Here is a 15,170-nt window from a genome sequence, read left to right on the forward strand (position 1 = left end):
TGAGCGGCCTCACCAGCAAACAATCCGGACTCGGAACGACCCTAGGAGGACTGCTAAGGTATTAGCGACTCCAAGCGGAGCTTGGGTTCTTCATAGACCGAGTCCTCGGCGGGATAGCGCAGGCCTGAAATGCCACGCGCTTTTGCGCTTGCCCATACGACGCTTTCGCCAGCAGGCAATGTGTCAGGTTGCGAAGAATAGACAGGATCTTTGAAGGCGGTCGTTGCTGGTACGAACGTCCAGCCTTGCCTGCGAAAGGCCGAAACGATATCAGGCAAGGTTGCTGCATTGATCTCATTGGTGTGCAGCAGCATCACATGCGCAGGGCTTCGGCCAAGTACCTGCCTGGCCAGGCCTTCATAGTAAGTAGCCCGGTCAAGCAAGTGTTCAATGTAGGCCAACTTGACCCGGACAGCCTTGTCGTGTGAACCAGCTCGTAGAAGCGAGGAATAGATCTGGTTGTAGTACCAATCGCTGGCATCAATGGAGACTGGAGCCGGTCTGTATCCATTTGATGTCATCCAGGACCGGATACCGTCACGCTTTTCCACCGTGTCGCCTTCTTTCAGGTACGGAAAACGAAGCATCGGCACCCAAGTCGGAATGTGACGCAGAGTTGCATCGGCCTTTTTCACGTCCGCTATGAATTCGTTCAATGTCGTCTCGGTGGATGCAAGACTGCGGTGTGTCGCCGTATGGTTGCCTACTGCATGACCTGCCTTGGCCCAATCCATGATGAGCCCCATCCCTCGATCACCGCCTATTCGAATGAGCGAGGGCAGTACCATCGCTGTGATGCCAGAGTCTTTGAGGCTGCTAATGATCTGCTGATTCCAAACTGGCGCCTTGACCTGCTTGCCGGGGTTCAGACCATCGTCAAAGGTCAAACTCAACGTCTGGGCAAAGCCCAGGGATGAAAAAAGCAGAACGGCCAGCGATGCAATAGCGCGAAGAATGGTTGGCATGAGAGCGTATGAAGCACGCGTGCAGTGAACCTGCAAGTCGTTGACTGTGAATCGACCCATTGCAGACGTCCGAGGATGTCTGCCGGTTGCCCCTAGGCGTTATTGCTGTCAGAGCGCACAAAAGAATACCGGCGAATGTCCGTCCTCAACTTCCATCCTCTGCCTTCCCAATAGGTGTGGGCAGAATGGTTCTCGTGGAGAACATCAATGTGACTCTTATGAATGCCGAGTCTTTCAAGTCCATCCAAGCAGCCCTCGACCAAGCGCGAAGCAATGCCGCGTCTTCGGTGTGTAGGCAGGACTACAAGGTGCTGCAAGTAGCCGCGACGACCATCGTGGCCTGACATGATGCATCCAACGATATGCTCGCCTTCTAACGCAACGAAGCTCAAACCTGGGTTGCGCAACAGGTAGCGCTGGGTAGCTTCCCGTGAATCTGCATCCCGAAAAGTAACCCCATCTGTTTTCTTCATCATTGTGGTGACGCTGTCGTAGTCCCCAATGCTCATTGGTCGGATAGATATCTGATCCACGGTGCTAGGGCAGTAGGGTGTTCTCACTGCTGTCTCCGATTTCTGGCAGTCCAAAGGCGAGGGCACATTCTCGCTTGAAACACGTGGACTGCTTATGGTCGAGAGCCGTGACCCTGAGCAGTCGGTAGGATGCCTCAATTACATACCGCTATGGCATACGGCTTCAATGTTGTAGCCATCAAGGTCAAGAACAAAAGCCGCGTAATACTTGGAGTGATACTTGGGCCGGTATCCAGGCTCGCCATTGCAGGCCGCGCCTAAAGTTATAGCGGTGCGGTAGAACCTTTCCACAGATTCAATGCTCAATGCAGTGAATGCAATATGCACTCTCGGAACTGATGGTTCGCCTTCTGAAATCCAGAAATCACCACAAGGGTCATCGTGTTGGTCAATCGTCGGTACGCCATAGCTTGCGAAAGTGCTGGAGGCCGTCTTGCCGATACACCCTAGTTCGGCAAGAACTGCATCATAAAAGTGGCGGCTCCGGCTCAGGTCTGAAACATTAATTCCTATGTGATTGAGCATCTAAGCATCCTCATGAAGCTATAAAATTATTGGCTTTCTATAGCTAGGCTATGTTCGCTTCTGGCTGTGGATTCAACTGGTCAATGCAACACAATGACTGCCTCTGGCGGATGGCGTGTTGGCAGAAGCAAAGACCGCGGATTTACTACACCGAAGCTCAGAAGGCCCCAGAGCAGTCATTGAGGTTGGGCTCCGAATACAAGTGACGTGAAGTACTGGATGACGTCAAATGAGGGCTATTTTATAGCTTGGGTCCACTCCCTGAGAGCATCCAAGCGACGCCGTATATCTCTTCGGTAGAACGCAGCGATCAATGGTTCGACGAGCCATCCTAGAAGAGCAGGACGGGCCTTAAAGTTGTAGATAAACAGAACTTCTGTCTTTCCGTCCGGCAGCGGTTTAAAGCGCCACGTTCCACTGAAATTGCGAAGGATCCATGGCCCCTTGGTCATTTGAACTGCTGCGTGCGTAGGGGGAGAAAACGATATGTACTTTGATACAAGGACTGAGCCACGTCGATTCTTGCAATGAGACTCGATGCCAACGGCCGCAGCTTCATGACCCCCAAGGAGGTATGCCTCGCAAAGATATTTATCCCATTCGAGTCTGCGTGTGTAGTCCTGAGAAAGCCAGAAGAGCATATCAGCTGGCTTTGCAATGATGGAGGAAGCGGAGACGCGCATATTTTGAGGCTCAACTAGATTCAGGCGACAGCTGTCGCTAGCGATGCCTCCCAATATTTGAGTGGCATTGATCTTGGAATTTGGTCCTAACGGCTGCTTCTGCCCGATCTGCCACTGGCGTTGTTTGACTATTGGCAGGGGCTCAGGCTTTTCGGGAATTCTCAATGTTTGAGAACGCTGCTACCTGCATATAAGGCACGGATTCAAGCTGACGAGAAAAATAGTCGCCAGAACCACAAGCCCTATAGCACCTAAGAATATTCCAAATATGGTCAGGCCGATTCCATTCGCGATTTTTTCTCCCTTGGAATCAACGGGGGGCACTTTGGTAACCTCTTTGGGAGGATGCTTTCGGAATGGTCGGAAATCTACAGTAGGTGCAGCTACTGGTTTCCACACACTACCGTTCGCAAAGCTCGCCTGACAATTCCAGCATTCAGAATGTTCTTGAACTCTGAGTTCAGCGGAGCAGTTTGGGCAAAACACAATGGTAGTTGCGTGAGAAGAGTGTGCAGCTGGGTAAATGGAGTTCCGAAGAAGACCGTCGTAGCTGTATTCTGCGCTATGTCCGAGTGTCCGCAACTGGCAGGTTGCGCTGTCGCCAATGGTCGACGCAAACGATGATTTATTCCGTCAAGTAACCGGCACCCAGAAGCTGCGCTGAGTTCGACATTTGTTCAGGCAGTGCGGCTCGCCCGTTCGCATGTCACGGACACGCCTGCGTGGTCACCCTGCAAAGCTCAGCCCGTGAATATCTGGCTCCCGGATTCGGACACGGTCGACTGCCTGGAAGAACAGTGGTTTTGCAACAGTCACTATCGCTCAAGACTGCTTTTTTTCTGTTGCGAGGACTTTCGGGGATGCGGCCGCACACGGCTGCATCTCCTCGATGGCGCGAAGTAACGAGAAATCGACAACTCTCGGCCTTCGTCGGAGGCCTCATAATGCGCAACCATGCAAGCGCTGCGTAACTCCCTGTCACTGACCCGCCTGGTTCTGGCGTGGTTCATGCTGACGTTGAGTATTGCAATGGCTTCGCCCATAGTGCATCCAAAAGCCATCGAGGTGGTCTGTACCTCAAGTGGCAGCATGCAGGTGATCATGCTTGATGAGGACGGCCAGGCCGCGCCAGGGCTGCATCATTCGTTGGACTGCCCCTTGTGTCTGACCATCACGACACCACCGAGCTATTCATCACCGCATCTTGATCAGCCACAGCCGCTCGGCTTGGCGCTACAGCCAGTAGTTTCAGCGCGCATTGCCGCGCTGGTGGGGGCACCTTTGCCCCCGCGAGGGCCGCCAACGCTCGTGTAAGTCCACTGTGCCGCCACTCGATGGCGGACACAGCCTATCGCCGTCGGGCTCAGTCCTGCCCGGCCGATTTCACTTGCACGCTGATAGTTCATGACCCATCCCTTTTATGGCGCGATGCCCAATGGCAACGCGAGTTTTCTTTCGCTCGCCTTATTTCAACGCAACAGCGTGGCCCTGGCTGTGGCCCATCTGTCATTGGCTGTTCCTCTTGTAGTAGCGAGCTCTGCCAGCTGGGCGCAAGCCGACGTCACTCTGGACACGGTTACCGTACGTTCATCGGGGGACACCCCTTTGGAGCGTTCAGTGGGCACCGGCAGCCGACTCGACCTCAGTGCACGCGACACTCCAGCCAGTGTCGAGGTGACCACGCGCGGGCAACTGGAAGCTCGCGGCGACGCTTCCCTGGTTGACGCAATCACGCGATCTACCGGCATCACCAGTCTGGGACATCCGGGCAACAGTGGCAGCGCACTCTCGGCACGAGGTTTCACGGACTCCACCTCGGTCATGCGTCTATACGACGGTACGCGCCAATACGGCGGCGTCGGTGTGAGTTTTCCCTTCGACACCTGGTCGATCGACCGCATCGAAGTGCTGCGCGGACCCGCATCCGTGATCTACGGTGACGGCGCTATTGGTGGCGTGGTCAACGTGATCCCCAAAAAGCCCACGCGCGGGCCTGTTCAAAATGAAGTCCAGGCCACGGTGGGAACCAAAGGCAAACGTGCATTGGCCTTTGGCAGCGCAGGCGCGATCAATGAGCAATGGTCCTATCGCCTGGATGTCAGCGGCGACCAGTCGGATGGGTGGGTGGATCGTGGCGATTTCAGCAATCGAACGATCTCCGGCGCTCTGCGCTGGGATGTGACACCTGACCTCAATTTGCAACTCTCGCACGCGCAGGGCCGGCAAAAGCCGATGCGCTACTTCGGTACACCGCTGATCAACGGAGTACAAGACCCGGCGATCCGAGAGCGCAACTACAACGTTGCCGACAGCCGCATCCAGTTCAGGGATCGCTGGACCGAACTGTCTGCTCAGTGGGCACCCGGCAGCAATATCGTCGTACGAAGCAAGCTCTACCACATTGGCAGCGACCGCTATTGGCGCAATGCTGAAGCGTACCGGTACAACGCTGCTACAGGATTGATCGACCGCTCGGACAACACCGAGATCGGTCACGACCAGACGCAGACAGGCAACACCACGGATGTGACCTTCAACGGCAGCTTGCTCGGACGTCCAAACCAGCTCTCCGTGGGCTTCGACGTTAACCGAGCATCGTTTCAGCACACCAATAACACCTACACCGGCAGCTCCGGTCCGGTAGACCCCTTTAACCCCGTCCCGGGTTACTACAGCAGCTCCGTACCCTTCATTCCCCGCTATCAAAACAAGGCCGAGCAATATGCGCTGTTTGCTGAGGACCGGTTTGAACTGACGGATCGCTGGTCTATCGTGGCAGGCACGCGCTTCGACCACGCGGATCTATCGCGCCAGGACCTGGTGGCTGGCACTCAGGCTTTCAAACGCAGCTACTCCAACACCGGTTGGCGACTTGGTTCTGTCTACAAGCTAAGTCCTCAACTGTCCCTGTATGCGCAGGCATCCAAGGCCGCCGATCCAGTGAGTGGCCTGCTGATGTTGTCGGCCGCTAATGCCGTCTTCGACGTATCGAGCGGCAAACAGTTTGAGGTCGGTATCAAGCAATCCTTCTGGGAAGGCAAGGGTGACTGGACGCTTGCAGCGTACTCCATCACCAAAAACAACTTATTGACGCGAGACCCTGCAAACCCCGCTCTGCGCATACAGGTTGGCCAACGCTCCTCCAAGGGCATCGAGGGCACCCTATCGATGCAAGTGAGCAAGGCCGTGCAGATTGATGCCAACTTTGCACTGCTCAAGGCTCGCTATGACGATTTCAGCGAGTCCGTGGGCGGCATCGCTTTTTCACGCAATGGCAATATTCCAACCGACGTGCCCGAGCGTGTTGCCAATGTCTGGGTGAGCTGGAACGTCGTGCCAGACTGGACGCTGTCCGGCGGCCTTCGCCATGTGGGAAAGCGCTATTCAGACAATGCGAACACTTTGAAGCTGCCTGCCTACACCACGGCAGACCTGGCGCTGCAATGGAAGGCTACCAAGGCCACCACGTTCACGCTGCGCGGCTTCAACATCTTCGACAAGCACTACTTCACGACCTCCTACTACACCAACACACAGTGGCTCGTCGGGGAAGGGCGGCGTGTTGAGCTGACACTGAACCATCGTTTCTGAGCGGGCCGCCGATGTGGACTTCCGCCCATGCCAAACGGCTTGTGTTTCTGGTGCATCGATGGACCGGGGTGGCTGCATGTGTGCTGATGGCGCTCTGGCTCTTCAGCGGGGTGGTGATGCTCTTTGTCGGCTACCCCAAACTGCTGCCGACCGAGCGCCTGCAGGCATTGCCTTCCCTGAGCTCTGGCCAGAGCTACCTGCCTGTTGAGGCAGCTCTGAAGCAAAGCCAGTCTGCTGACAAGGTGCAGCAGATCATACTCACCACTATTGCGGGCCGCCCCAGCTACCGGCTCAAGGAGGCGGACGGCACGCTGCGTGTGGTTGATGCCGGCACGGGCGTTGTTGTGCCGCTGCCCGACGACGCAACAGCCTTGCGCAGTGCCCAGGTGTTCCTGCCCGGAGCAAATGGAGTGCTGCAAGGTCACACGCAAGACGACCGCTGGACGCATTCCGCCTCGCTCGATCCCCATCGGCCTCTCATCAAGGTCCTGATGGACGATTCCGCATCAAGCCTGCTGTACATCTCGTCGACTACCGCCGAGGTGGTCATGGATGTACCGCGTCATCAACGCTACTGGAACTACGTGGGAGCCTGGCTTCACTGGGTGTATATGTTGCGTGAAGGTTCCAAGGACGCTGTGTGGAGCTGGCTGGTCATCGGACTCTCGGCATTGGGAACCGTCTCTGCCATTGCCGGTGCCTTGGTGGGCATCTGGCGATGGCGCTTCAACGGTCGCTACAAATCTGGAGCCAAGACGCCATACCGTGAGTTCCAGATGCGCTGGCATCACATCACCGGCCTCGTATTTGGAGTGATGATGATCTGCTGGATCTTCAGCGGCCTGATGTCCATGAATCCGCTGGGGATCTTCAGCCCGCAGGGACCTCGTCCCGATCTGCATGCCTACCAGCATGCAAGTCCAGGAAGCAATCCCTTCAGGCTCACCACGCACCAAGCGCTGACACTGCTCGGTGCCGAGGGGTTTGATACGCGCGAGGTCGAATGGAAAGTACTGGATGGGAAGCCCTACCTGCTGGCCTTCAATGGAGTGGGGCAGACCCGCGTCCTTTCCGAGAATCTTGCTGCACCGCAGGTAGAGAGGGCACTTGACCGCTCGAGACTAGAGCAGGCGGCGAAGAAGCTGTTTCCTTTTGCCATTCGCTCGACCACGTTGCTGAACGAGTACGACGCCTACTATTACCGCCGGGGTGAAGCCTCGATGTATTCAGCAGCGGCGCGTGGTCTGCCTGTGCTTCGGATGCAGTTTGGAGATCCGGGAAACACTATCGTTTACATCAGCCCGGACTCCGGTGATGTTGTGCTGAGCCTGGACCAAAGGCAGCGTACAGGGCGGTGGCTGTTCAATTTCCTGCACAGTTGGGACCTGCCGTGGATGCTGCGCCACGCTTGGCCGCGTGATGCCATCCTCGTTATGCTGAGCATCGGTACCTTGGCTCTGGCACTGACCGGCATCGTGCTGGGCTACAGGAGACTGAAGCTGTTCATCGGGCCCAGGCGCCGATCTTGATCTTGGGGACGGTGCGGTCGAAGAGCGTCGCTTTACGGCCTGCGGCAAGACCCGAGCGTGCTTGCCTCATGGAGCTTCGGACGCAAGCCAGGCAGGAATTTGCCTCATCCGGCTTTCATCCGATGCCTTGTCTCGCAGTCTGCAATGAGGCCGACGGCGGGAAAAGTCCAGCTCGGAGCAGCCAACTACGTCACGCGGATAACTTGCTTGCGATGTATTTCAGCGCACCTTGAAACACCTGGTGCCATCGCTCATCTGGCGGCTGTGCAAGCGGATGCCAGAAGAGCTTGAAGTCATGACCGCCATCATCGCCGGTCCGATATGTCCAGGATTCGGGTGAACTTCCCACGGCACACAGATGGAATGCCCAGATTTGGTCCTCGTAGCCAGATGCCCATACTCCCAGATCCAGCAAGACTTCAGATGCTTCAAGTCCACTTTCTTCGCGCAATTCGCGCAATGCCGCTTCTCTGGAGCTTTCGCCCGGTTCAATCGTGCCTTTGACAAGTTGCAGACCTGCCAGCGGGTGCTCAAATGCCAATATTTCGATGGCGCCTCGGTTCCGAATGACCACTGGACAGGCCTTGCTTGGGCGCAATGGAGTTTCCGATTTCATCAAACTATTTTCATGCCAAGGCCTTGGCTGCTCCGCGAGCCGCCACAGAGATAGCCCATCAGCATCTCCACGATGGCCTGCTCGGTCTTCTGGATCGAGTGTGGCGTTCCGGGGGGAATGACCGCGGCATGAATCAATGACTCCATGGTCCGTAACACCATCCAGGTGGCGAGATTCAGGTCTTCCTGGACGACCTCATCCCGGTGTTCCTCCAGCAGCTGACGAATGCGGCAATGAATGCTTTGATCGGCCGCGCTCTGATCCGATGGTGCATCAAAGAACGGAAACTCTTTCTCCAGCACCTGGTGCAACTCGGGAGCAACCTGATGCGCCGCCAGCCATGCATGCACGATGGCTGCCAGCCGCTGCAGCAATCCTGGCGACGTGGTGCCCGCCAGGACGGTTTCCATGGCTGCGTGCATTTCTACCGCGTGCCGTTCATGCAGGGCCGTGATCAGGGAATCCTTGTTGGGAAAGTACTGGTAGACGGAGCCGACGCTGACCCCGGCGCGCTCGGCAACCAGATTGGTATTGGTTCCTGCATAGCCGCGCTCGCTCAAAACGCGAGCCGTAGCTTCAAGAATTGCATCGACCAAGGCCCGTGAGCGGTTCTGGCGAGGGATTCGTCGTGGCTGAGGCAGGGTCGGCATAGGTCTGTCCGAACGCGAGTTTTCAATGTGAGCAATGGCTCATATTCTTTCACATATCGAGCAAATGCTCATATTTGGAGTGATAGATGTCCATTCGTTCTCATGGGGCGGTGGCTGCGGCGGCCTGTCAGCCGCCCGCCGTCAATGCATCAATCAAGCTGCTGCCAGTCACACAGGCAGTGTTCACCGGATTGCCGATCATCGGGGCGCAGTCAGCGGCGGCCTTGCGGTCTTCTGAATGGCCCGGCATCTTTGTTGCCTCATCCCCGCAGGTCTTCCTCCCCCAAGGAGTGCGCCATGCATGAAATCGACCACAAGCCTCGCACGGCAAAAGCCCTGGGAGTCGTGCAGGCAGTTCATTCCATCACACCGCATATGCGACGAATCACTGTGGGCGGTGACGAGATCGCAGAATTTCTTCAAGTGCAAGGAGTCGATGAACCTGCCGCCTGGGTCAAAGTCTTTCTTCCCTCCGGGCAAGGGCGTGCCTACACAATAAGAAGTGTCGACTTCAAGGCCGGAACGCTGGATCTGGACTTTGTTCTGCATGGAGCAGGATCCGGCTCCGGTCCGGCCTCTGAGTGGGCATCTCGGGCTTTGATTGGCGAACACATCGGAATCGCAGGGCCTCGCAGCGGCGGTTTCCTGCTCCCCGGCAATACACAATGGGTCCTGCTGGCAGGCGATGCAACCGCTTTACCCGGCATCCAGAGCATTGCCAGCCGTTTGCCCGCCGACATCAATGCCAAGGTCTATGCGGAAGTGCTTTCGCCAAGTGAGCATCAGCCTATCGACAGCCTGGCCAAGCTGCGCGTCCAATGGATCAATGCCCAGCCGGAGCCAGGCCTGAGCCTGTGCCAGGCACTGCTGCACCGTCCCTTGCCGACAGGGCCTGGCTACATCTGGATTGCGGGAGAGTCTGCGGCCATCCGTAGCCTGAAGCATCATTACTTTCAAGAGCGAGAACTGCCCAGGCACGTCGTGAGCGCGAAGGGATACTGGAAGTTTGGGGCGGCCGATCACCGGGAAGCATGATGCGTTTCTCGAGTACCTGCTGTCAGCTGGGCTGATGAAAGGTGGCCGCGCGCGCATCCTAGATGCGTATCCGAGGGCCTGCGAATACTGTCTGTCGGTTGTCTGCTGCTGGCGCCGAAGGCTGTCGCTTGCAGGCGACCCACACAGGCCATTGGCGGTATTGCTAGCCTATGCGTTTCCGGGCCCGCTCCATCGCATCGCCAGATGGCGTAAATCCAAGTTTCGAGAAAAACGCTGGCGCTTGCGAGCGAGAGGCTCGCAGCATCGAGGTGATGCCTTCGTCGTCGCTCACCATCTCTTCGACCAGGCTTGTGCCAATTCCCTTGCCTCTCCATTCCGCAGCCACCACAACCATCGATAGATAGCCATTGGACAGTCCGTCAGTGATTGCACGCGCAAACCCGACCACCTGGTCCTGGGAGACGGCCACGACCACTCGTTGAGATGCTGAGACAAGGCGCTCAAGAAATTGGCGGTCCGGGATGCGGTGAGACCATCCATTGGTTGTCAGAAGCTGAAATGCGCTGCCCAGATCGGCAGTTGAATAGCTGCGAATATGTGATGTGTTGACTTCCATGCTGGAGCATTCCTTCAAGGGAGAATTCTGGAGCGCAGCAGAGCCGGAGCATGGTCTATTTCAGACATTCAGCGACAGTGCAAGACCTTCAGCGCAAACAGGACTGCGAGCGGCAGTATCTGCCTGGCAATGATGCTTGCCTTGAAGCGCTTTCTTCAGTCCCACAGGGAACAGCGCTGGTCCCTCAGGCAGGTCGAGTTCGGCCAGGTCAAACCATCTGGCGGTGCATTGCGTTCCACTGTCTTCATGAAACTCAATACTGCTTTGGTTTTCAAAATTCGCGAGGCTGAACAGCACCTCGCAAATGAACAGCACTTCGTGGCCGGGTTCCCCTTCATGGGTATAGATGTTCTCCATGACGAGCGGAGCACCTATTATTTCAACGTCAACGCCCAGCTCCTCATTGAACTCACGTATCAGCGCTGATTGCCAGTGCTCGCCGAATTCGATACTGCCTCCCAGGGGGCGGACACCTTTCAGATGGCCCTGGTCATCCAATACCTCGACAGCCAACAACTTGCCTTCTCGCCAGTGAAGTCCAAGAGCCTTGACTTTTATGGAAGCGGCAGGCCGCCACCTGGTTGTGTACATGCTTTGTCTCTGAATAGGCCGAATCTGATTGCGTGCATTGTGCATGCCTGAACGAAGTAATGCTTCTGGCCGGCAGCTACCGGCACCGGTGGTCGATTCAAATGGAATACGCGGCTGCCTGCAAAGGGTTGGAGAGCGATGCGGGCCGCGGCATAAGGCGATTGCCGAGGGCCCAGTGAGAACCCCTTTTTAGGGAGATCAGGAATCGCCGCAGCGGATCAAGCCGCAATTTTGTCCGACTGCCGGGGGCTTTCGATCGGTATATCCGGATAGTCCACTCCAGACACATATACCCGATCGCGCCCGGCATTCTTTGCCTGGTAGAGGAGCTGATCCGCTTCCTTCAGGGCCCGCTCAAATTGAAAAGCCTGGGTGATCGATGAAAGCCCAAAGCTCATGGTCATTCTGGAGCCGGACGGAAGAATGTCATTGCTTGAGCCGATGTCAAGCTGGATTTGCCGGGCAATGGCTTCGGCATCCTTCAGGGCAATGTTCGTCAGCAAAATCACAAACTCTTCACCGCCAAATCGGGCGACAAGGTCGTTTTCTCGCATATTGCTTTGCAAAATCGCCGAGACAAGCTGCAGGACCTTGTCGCCACGCTCGTGGCCCCAGGTGTCGTTGATACGTTTGAAGTGATCTATGTCGCAGGCCAGCACAGCCATGGGATAGAGCCTCAGCTCGTCAAGACGCTTCTGAGCATATTCCTGAAAGGAGCGGCGATTCAGTATCTGCGTCAAAGCATCAAAGTCACGTTCCATGTGCAGCTTGACAACCGTTTCCTTCACGGCAATCGCGGTCATCACCACGGTGAAGAGCAGCGAGAAGTTCAGAATGCTCAGCAGCGTCAGGATCCAATAGGGTGAGCTTGGCAGGGAACGGAGATCTGAATATCCCAGCAACCAGATCAGGGCGGGTCGAGTGAAGGTGTAGGCGGTGAAGAGGATGCTCAGCCAGAGCAGCGATTGATCGAGCCAGTCAAATGAGTATTTCTTCGAGCGGATCTGCAAGATGGGGAGCAGTAAAACTAGGCCGGAACCAACACTGAAAGAACTTACCCGCGCCCAGACATTCGGCTCGACCCGGCTGAATTGGTAGAGAGCGGTCAGGGTGACTATGGCGATAATCAATGCTGCATGCGGTTGGGTGGATACACGCCAGCGCTCTGCCCAGCTTCTGGCAAGACACCAGGCACTCAGCAGGTAGAAGCAGCCGATGAGCAGGGCGTAGCGGTTGAGTTCTTCGAGAGGGAGCAGGCTTTGCGCTCCGAGAGGCAGTGCTGTGAGTGAATAGGCGCAAGCTTGCCAAAGCAGAAAGCGCTGTGATCGTTGGACAAGCCAGGCAACGATCAATATGGCAGCCAGAACCAGTATCGCCATCGACGGCGTCAGAACCAAGATGAAGTCATTGTTCGAGAACATCTGACCAGAGCCTCCTCGATCAAAGATCGAAACGGAGCAGCATTGCCTGTTCCTGGATTGCAAAGCGACAACCAGCAGTCAGCATTCATACATCCTGGCGTGTGATCTCACAAGTCCTTGCCATGCCTTGTGTCTGATCTACGTCACCCAGCTTCGCATGTGAGCAAACCGGCAAGTTCGCTCAGGCGATGCCAGTGTTCGAGCACCTGTCCTTGGAATCGTCGGCTGCCATCGGGCTTGGGAAGATGGCTTGGCCCGGTGATCCACCAAGCCGGCATCTTGCAAGCCGCCAAAGAAAAAGCCCGCGTCATGGCGGGCAGGTCTCTGTTGTGCAGCAAGTCAAGGGCGCAAGTTGACGGTCTTTGAATATCTGTCCAGGTGCTCCAGCAGACGCTCGTAGAGCTCATCTGTCGCCATCGAGTTCAAGACCTCCGCCTTGATTTCTTCGGCGCGTTGGCTGAAGTTGTGCTGCAGATTGCTTTTTTTGTTGTCATCCAGCGTATCGATCATGGCAATGAGAAGTGCCTCTTGCGCCATGATCTGGCATTTCATCATCCTCAGCTGAGCGCTTTGATTACCTAGGAACTCCATCCAATCCTTCCTCTTGCATGATGCATGTCAAGTTTGAGGAATTATGGTGACTCTAGCTGTCGCGGAAATTTCACCTCCCTCGTTCTCAGAGCCACAGAAAGTGCCCTTAAGTGTGCAATTGATGCACAGAGTCATGGTGTGGCTTGATTCCTGAATCCGAACGTCAGGCAGGTTGCTTTGGAGATCGGGGCTTTGCTCTTCAAGACACCTCGTGAAGCTGATGGCGCCTGCTGCGGCCAGCTGCGCTCTTCCAGTCTGCCGGGCTGAATCTCCGATCCGCTGGCACAGGGCTGGCGCCGACAGCAAGGCGGGGGCTATCTCCATCAAGACAGCAGTTGCTTGGTCACGGGCGGATGACATGGAAAAATACCGGGTTGGTCTATCTACGAGGTTGTGATGCCCTTGTTTCACACCACTGTGTTGACTGGTCTGGCGATGCTGGCCTTTGCCGGCAACTCGCTGCTGTGCCGCCTTGCGCTCCAATCCCACTCGATTGATGCTGCGAGCTTTACGGCAGTGCGCCTGGCTTCGGGCGCGGCAATGCTGGCGCTGGTTGTGAGCCTGAAACGCGCACCCTCTACTGGCGTTGGCAACTGGACGTCGGCGGGCTTGCTGTTCGCTTATGCGGCGTTGTTTTCCTTCGCCTATGGGAGTTTGTCGGCCGGTGTCGGTGCCTTGCTGCTTTTCGGCGCGGTGCAGGCAACGATGGTGGGAGTGGGCCTTTGTCGCGGCGAGATACTTGCACCCCGGCAATGGGGCGGATTGGCACTGGCTTTCGGCGGCCTGGTGGTGTTGCTGCGACCTGGACTCTCGGCACCGCCCCTGGGGGCAGCTTTACTCATGCTCCTGGCAGGGGTTGCGTGGGGGCTGTATTCCTTGCTCGGCAAGGGCGCAACCGATCCCGTTGGCGTGACGGCAGGCAATTTTTTACGGACGGTACCGCTTTCGCTGCTGATGCTCGTGATGGTGCAGGGGCAAGCCTCATTGAGCACGGCAGGATTGATGTATGCGCTGTGCTCCGGGATGCTGACTTCCGGATTGGGCTACGTCGCATGGTATGCGGCGCTACCTCAGCTGAAGGCGGGTGCTGCTGCATCCATACAGCTGAGCGTTCCCTTGCTGGCCGCCATCGGTGCCGTTTCCCTGTTGGGAGAGCCCTGGACCATGCGGCTGACTCTGGCTGGTGCCGCCATACTGGGCGGTATTTCATTGGTTGTGCTGACCTGGTCTGGCGGCAGGCCTGCTGTGGCAAAAGAGTAGTTGCGCAGTCTTTTTCCGAGCGCGTTTCAGGGGCGGGGGAAAAGAGCTTTCAGCATCTTTGCACTGCTGAGAATGTTACGAGTTTGAATGCAGGAGCTGGTCGATGCAGGAGTTGCTCAATGCACAGGCACCTATGCGCGAGCCTGCAGCTGTGCCGAAGAACATCGCTTTACACGGGTATCCGTCGGCAGGAATAGGCTGTCAGAGCCACTTGTAGAAAGGGCTGCCATGAAAGAGCTAGTTGCACTGACTGCGTTTGCCTTGATGTTGACCGGATGCGTGATGCAGAGGCCGGTCAATGAGCAAGGAGTGGATCCAGGTTCCCGCCCGGTCGAGAAGAATGCGGATCAGGATCTTCGAAACAACGATATTCAACAGCGAGATCGCTCGATCGATTTTGACAACGACTGGGACCGGGAACACTTTCGTGATCGCGGAAACGAGGGTCATGAAAATCAAGGCAGCCTGTGGCCATGGCCGGGCTCCGGATTGAGCGGCGGGCGCACCTATCCGGGAGGCCAAAGCTGGGGCTATTAGCGCAGCGTCACGCGTCAAACATTACGCCGTGCTGCAGTGCGGCCGTGCGGTAATTCGGCAACCGGG

At 56.6% G+C, this 15,170-nt stretch carries 16 protein-coding genes; 6 read left to right on the forward strand and 10 right to left on the reverse strand.

Annotation, left to right across the window (positions count from 1 at the left end):
• Nucleotides 1-53 precede the first annotated feature (53 nt).
• From CTATCC11996_RS06695 to CTATCC11996_RS06700, 4 genes are all read right to left on the reverse strand, one after another.
• Nucleotides 54-965: a polysaccharide deacetylase family protein gene (locus tag CTATCC11996_RS06695; protein ID WP_034348332.1), complete on the reverse strand. Its 912-nt coding sequence runs from the start codon at nucleotides 963-965 to the stop codon at nucleotides 54-56.
• Between the two features lie 92 nt (nucleotides 966-1,057).
• Nucleotides 1,058-1,474: a GNAT family N-acetyltransferase gene (locus CTATCC11996_RS24800; RefSeq protein WP_080569832.1), complete on the reverse strand. Its 417-nt coding sequence runs from the start codon at nucleotides 1,472-1,474 to the stop codon at nucleotides 1,058-1,060.
• A 162-nt stretch (nucleotides 1,475-1,636) separates the two neighbouring features.
• Nucleotides 1,637-2,023 (reverse strand): VOC family protein, encoded by a 387-nt coding sequence (locus CTATCC11996_RS24805; RefSeq protein WP_003074348.1) that lies wholly within the window; start codon nucleotides 2,021-2,023, stop codon nucleotides 1,637-1,639.
• Nucleotides 2,024-2,259: 236 nt separating this feature from the next.
• Nucleotides 2,260-2,706 (reverse strand): type II toxin-antitoxin system RatA family toxin, encoded by a 447-nt coding sequence (locus CTATCC11996_RS06700; RefSeq protein ID WP_034348347.1) that lies wholly within the window; start codon nucleotides 2,704-2,706, stop codon nucleotides 2,260-2,262.
• Nucleotides 2,707-3,660: 954 nt separating this feature from the next.
• On the opposite strand from CTATCC11996_RS06700, the gene CTATCC11996_RS24810 reads away from it, so the two are divergent.
• The 3 genes from CTATCC11996_RS24810 (at nucleotide 3,661) to CTATCC11996_RS06710 (ending at nucleotide 7,826) form a co-directional block, all read left to right on the forward strand.
• Nucleotides 3,661-4,020 (forward strand): DUF2946 family protein, encoded by a 360-nt coding sequence (locus tag CTATCC11996_RS24810; protein WP_080569833.1) that lies wholly within the window; start codon nucleotides 3,661-3,663, stop codon nucleotides 4,018-4,020.
• 90 nt (nucleotides 4,021-4,110) lie between these two features.
• Nucleotides 4,111-6,297, forward strand: a complete 2,187-nt coding sequence (locus tag CTATCC11996_RS06705; protein ID WP_236597830.1) for a TonB-dependent receptor — start codon at nucleotides 4,111-4,113, stop codon at nucleotides 6,295-6,297.
• Nucleotides 6,298-6,308: 11 nt separating this feature from the next.
• A complete protein-coding gene (locus CTATCC11996_RS06710) occupies nucleotides 6,309-7,826 on the forward strand; it encodes a PepSY domain-containing protein (protein WP_003074365.1) in 1,518 nt (505 codons plus the stop codon).
• 190 nt (nucleotides 7,827-8,016) lie between these two features.
• Here CTATCC11996_RS06710 and CTATCC11996_RS06715 read toward each other — a convergent pair whose 3' ends face one another.
• Both CTATCC11996_RS06715 and CTATCC11996_RS06720 read right to left on the reverse strand, forming a co-directional pair.
• Nucleotides 8,017-8,442 carry an NUDIX hydrolase gene (locus CTATCC11996_RS06715; protein WP_003074368.1) on the reverse strand — a complete coding sequence of 142 codons (426 nt, stop codon included), beginning with the start codon at nucleotides 8,440-8,442 and terminating at the stop codon, nucleotides 8,017-8,019.
• Entirely contained in the window at nucleotides 8,442-9,002 is a 561-nt protein-coding gene (locus CTATCC11996_RS06720) for a TetR/AcrR family transcriptional regulator (RefSeq protein ID WP_003074371.1), read from the reverse strand. The genes CTATCC11996_RS06715 and CTATCC11996_RS06720 overlap by 1 nt, the downstream gene beginning before the upstream one ends.
• A gap of 387 nt (nucleotides 9,003-9,389) precedes the next feature.
• Here CTATCC11996_RS06720 and CTATCC11996_RS06725 point away from each other — a divergent pair, with 387 nt between their 5' ends.
• On the forward strand, nucleotides 9,390-10,127 hold the full coding sequence (locus CTATCC11996_RS06725; RefSeq protein WP_003074378.1) for a siderophore-interacting protein: 738 nt from the start codon (nucleotides 9,390-9,392) through the stop codon (nucleotides 10,125-10,127).
• A gap of 163 nt (nucleotides 10,128-10,290) precedes the next feature.
• Here the strand turns inward: CTATCC11996_RS06725 and CTATCC11996_RS06730 are convergent, their stop codons facing one another.
• The 4 genes from CTATCC11996_RS06730 to CTATCC11996_RS06750 form a co-directional block, all read right to left on the reverse strand.
• Nucleotides 10,291-10,704, reverse strand: coding sequence for a GNAT family N-acetyltransferase (locus CTATCC11996_RS06730; protein ID WP_003074381.1), 414 nt, complete (start codon nucleotides 10,702-10,704; stop codon nucleotides 10,291-10,293).
• Nucleotides 10,705-10,764: 60 nt separating this feature from the next.
• Entirely contained in the window at nucleotides 10,765-11,295 is a 531-nt protein-coding gene (locus CTATCC11996_RS24815) for an NUDIX hydrolase (RefSeq protein ID WP_080569834.1), read from the reverse strand.
• A 218-nt stretch (nucleotides 11,296-11,513) separates the two neighbouring features.
• A complete protein-coding gene (locus CTATCC11996_RS06745; protein WP_003074388.1) occupies nucleotides 11,514-12,716 on the reverse strand; it encodes a GGDEF domain-containing protein in 1,203 nt (400 codons plus the stop codon).
• A gap of 339 nt (nucleotides 12,717-13,055) precedes the next feature.
• Nucleotides 13,056-13,307, reverse strand: a complete 252-nt coding sequence (locus tag CTATCC11996_RS06750; protein ID WP_034348338.1) for a hypothetical protein — start codon at nucleotides 13,305-13,307, stop codon at nucleotides 13,056-13,058.
• A gap of 396 nt (nucleotides 13,308-13,703) precedes the next feature.
• Between CTATCC11996_RS06750 and CTATCC11996_RS06760 the strand changes: the two genes are divergently transcribed.
• The gene (locus tag CTATCC11996_RS06760; RefSeq protein ID WP_003074397.1) at nucleotides 13,704-14,567 is read left to right on the forward strand and encodes a DMT family transporter; all 864 of its coding nucleotides are present in this window, start codon (nucleotides 13,704-13,706) and stop codon (nucleotides 14,565-14,567) included.
• A 228-nt stretch (nucleotides 14,568-14,795) separates the two neighbouring features.
• Nucleotides 14,796-15,104: a hypothetical protein gene (locus tag CTATCC11996_RS25685; RefSeq protein ID WP_155278090.1), complete on the forward strand. Its 309-nt coding sequence runs from the start codon at nucleotides 14,796-14,798 to the stop codon at nucleotides 15,102-15,104.
• The last annotated feature ends 66 nt before the right edge of the window (nucleotides 15,105-15,170 follow it).

The organism is Comamonas testosteroni ATCC 11996 (assembly GCF_000241525.1).
GTDB classification, from domain to species: Bacteria; Pseudomonadota; Gammaproteobacteria; order Burkholderiales; family Burkholderiaceae_C; genus Comamonas; species Comamonas testosteroni.

Excerpts from the sequence above, each read along its gene's own strand:
- CTATCC11996_RS06695 (WP_034348332.1), bottom strand. The coding sequence starts at position 965 with ATGCCAACCATTCTTCGCGCTATTGCATCGCTGGCCGTTCTGCTTTTT.
- CTATCC11996_RS24800 (WP_080569832.1), bottom strand. The coding sequence starts at position 1,474 with ATGAGCATTGGGGACTACGACAGCGTCACCACAATGATGAAGAAAACA.
- CTATCC11996_RS24805 (WP_003074348.1), bottom strand. The coding sequence starts at position 2,023 with ATGCTCAATCACATAGGAATTAATGTTTCAGACCTGAGCCGGAGCCGC.
- CTATCC11996_RS06700 (WP_034348347.1), bottom strand. The coding sequence starts at position 2,706 with ATGCGCGTCTCCGCTTCCTCCATCATTGCAAAGCCAGCTGATATGCTC.
- CTATCC11996_RS24810 (WP_080569833.1), top strand. The coding sequence starts at position 3,661 with ATGCAAGCGCTGCGTAACTCCCTGTCACTGACCCGCCTGGTTCTGGCG.
- CTATCC11996_RS06705 (WP_236597830.1), top strand. The coding sequence starts at position 4,111 with ATGACCCATCCCTTTTATGGCGCGATGCCCAATGGCAACGCGAGTTTT.
- CTATCC11996_RS06710 (WP_003074365.1), top strand. The coding sequence starts at position 6,309 with ATGTGGACTTCCGCCCATGCCAAACGGCTTGTGTTTCTGGTGCATCGA.
- CTATCC11996_RS06715 (WP_003074368.1), bottom strand. The coding sequence starts at position 8,442 with ATGAAATCGGAAACTCCATTGCGCCCAAGCAAGGCCTGTCCAGTGGTC.
- CTATCC11996_RS06725 (WP_003074378.1), top strand. The coding sequence starts at position 9,390 with ATGCATGAAATCGACCACAAGCCTCGCACGGCAAAAGCCCTGGGAGTC.
- CTATCC11996_RS06730 (WP_003074381.1), bottom strand. The coding sequence starts at position 10,704 with ATGGAAGTCAACACATCACATATTCGCAGCTATTCAACTGCCGATCTG.
- CTATCC11996_RS24815 (WP_080569834.1), bottom strand. The coding sequence starts at position 11,295 with ATGTACACAACCAGGTGGCGGCCTGCCGCTTCCATAAAAGTCAAGGCT.
- CTATCC11996_RS06745 (WP_003074388.1), bottom strand. The coding sequence starts at position 12,716 with ATGTTCTCGAACAATGACTTCATCTTGGTTCTGACGCCGTCGATGGCG.
- CTATCC11996_RS06750 (WP_034348338.1), bottom strand. The coding sequence starts at position 13,307 with ATGGAGTTCCTAGGTAATCAAAGCGCTCAGCTGAGGATGATGAAATGC.
- CTATCC11996_RS06760 (WP_003074397.1), top strand. The coding sequence starts at position 13,704 with ATGCCCTTGTTTCACACCACTGTGTTGACTGGTCTGGCGATGCTGGCC.
- CTATCC11996_RS25685 (WP_155278090.1), top strand. The coding sequence starts at position 14,796 with ATGAAAGAGCTAGTTGCACTGACTGCGTTTGCCTTGATGTTGACCGGA.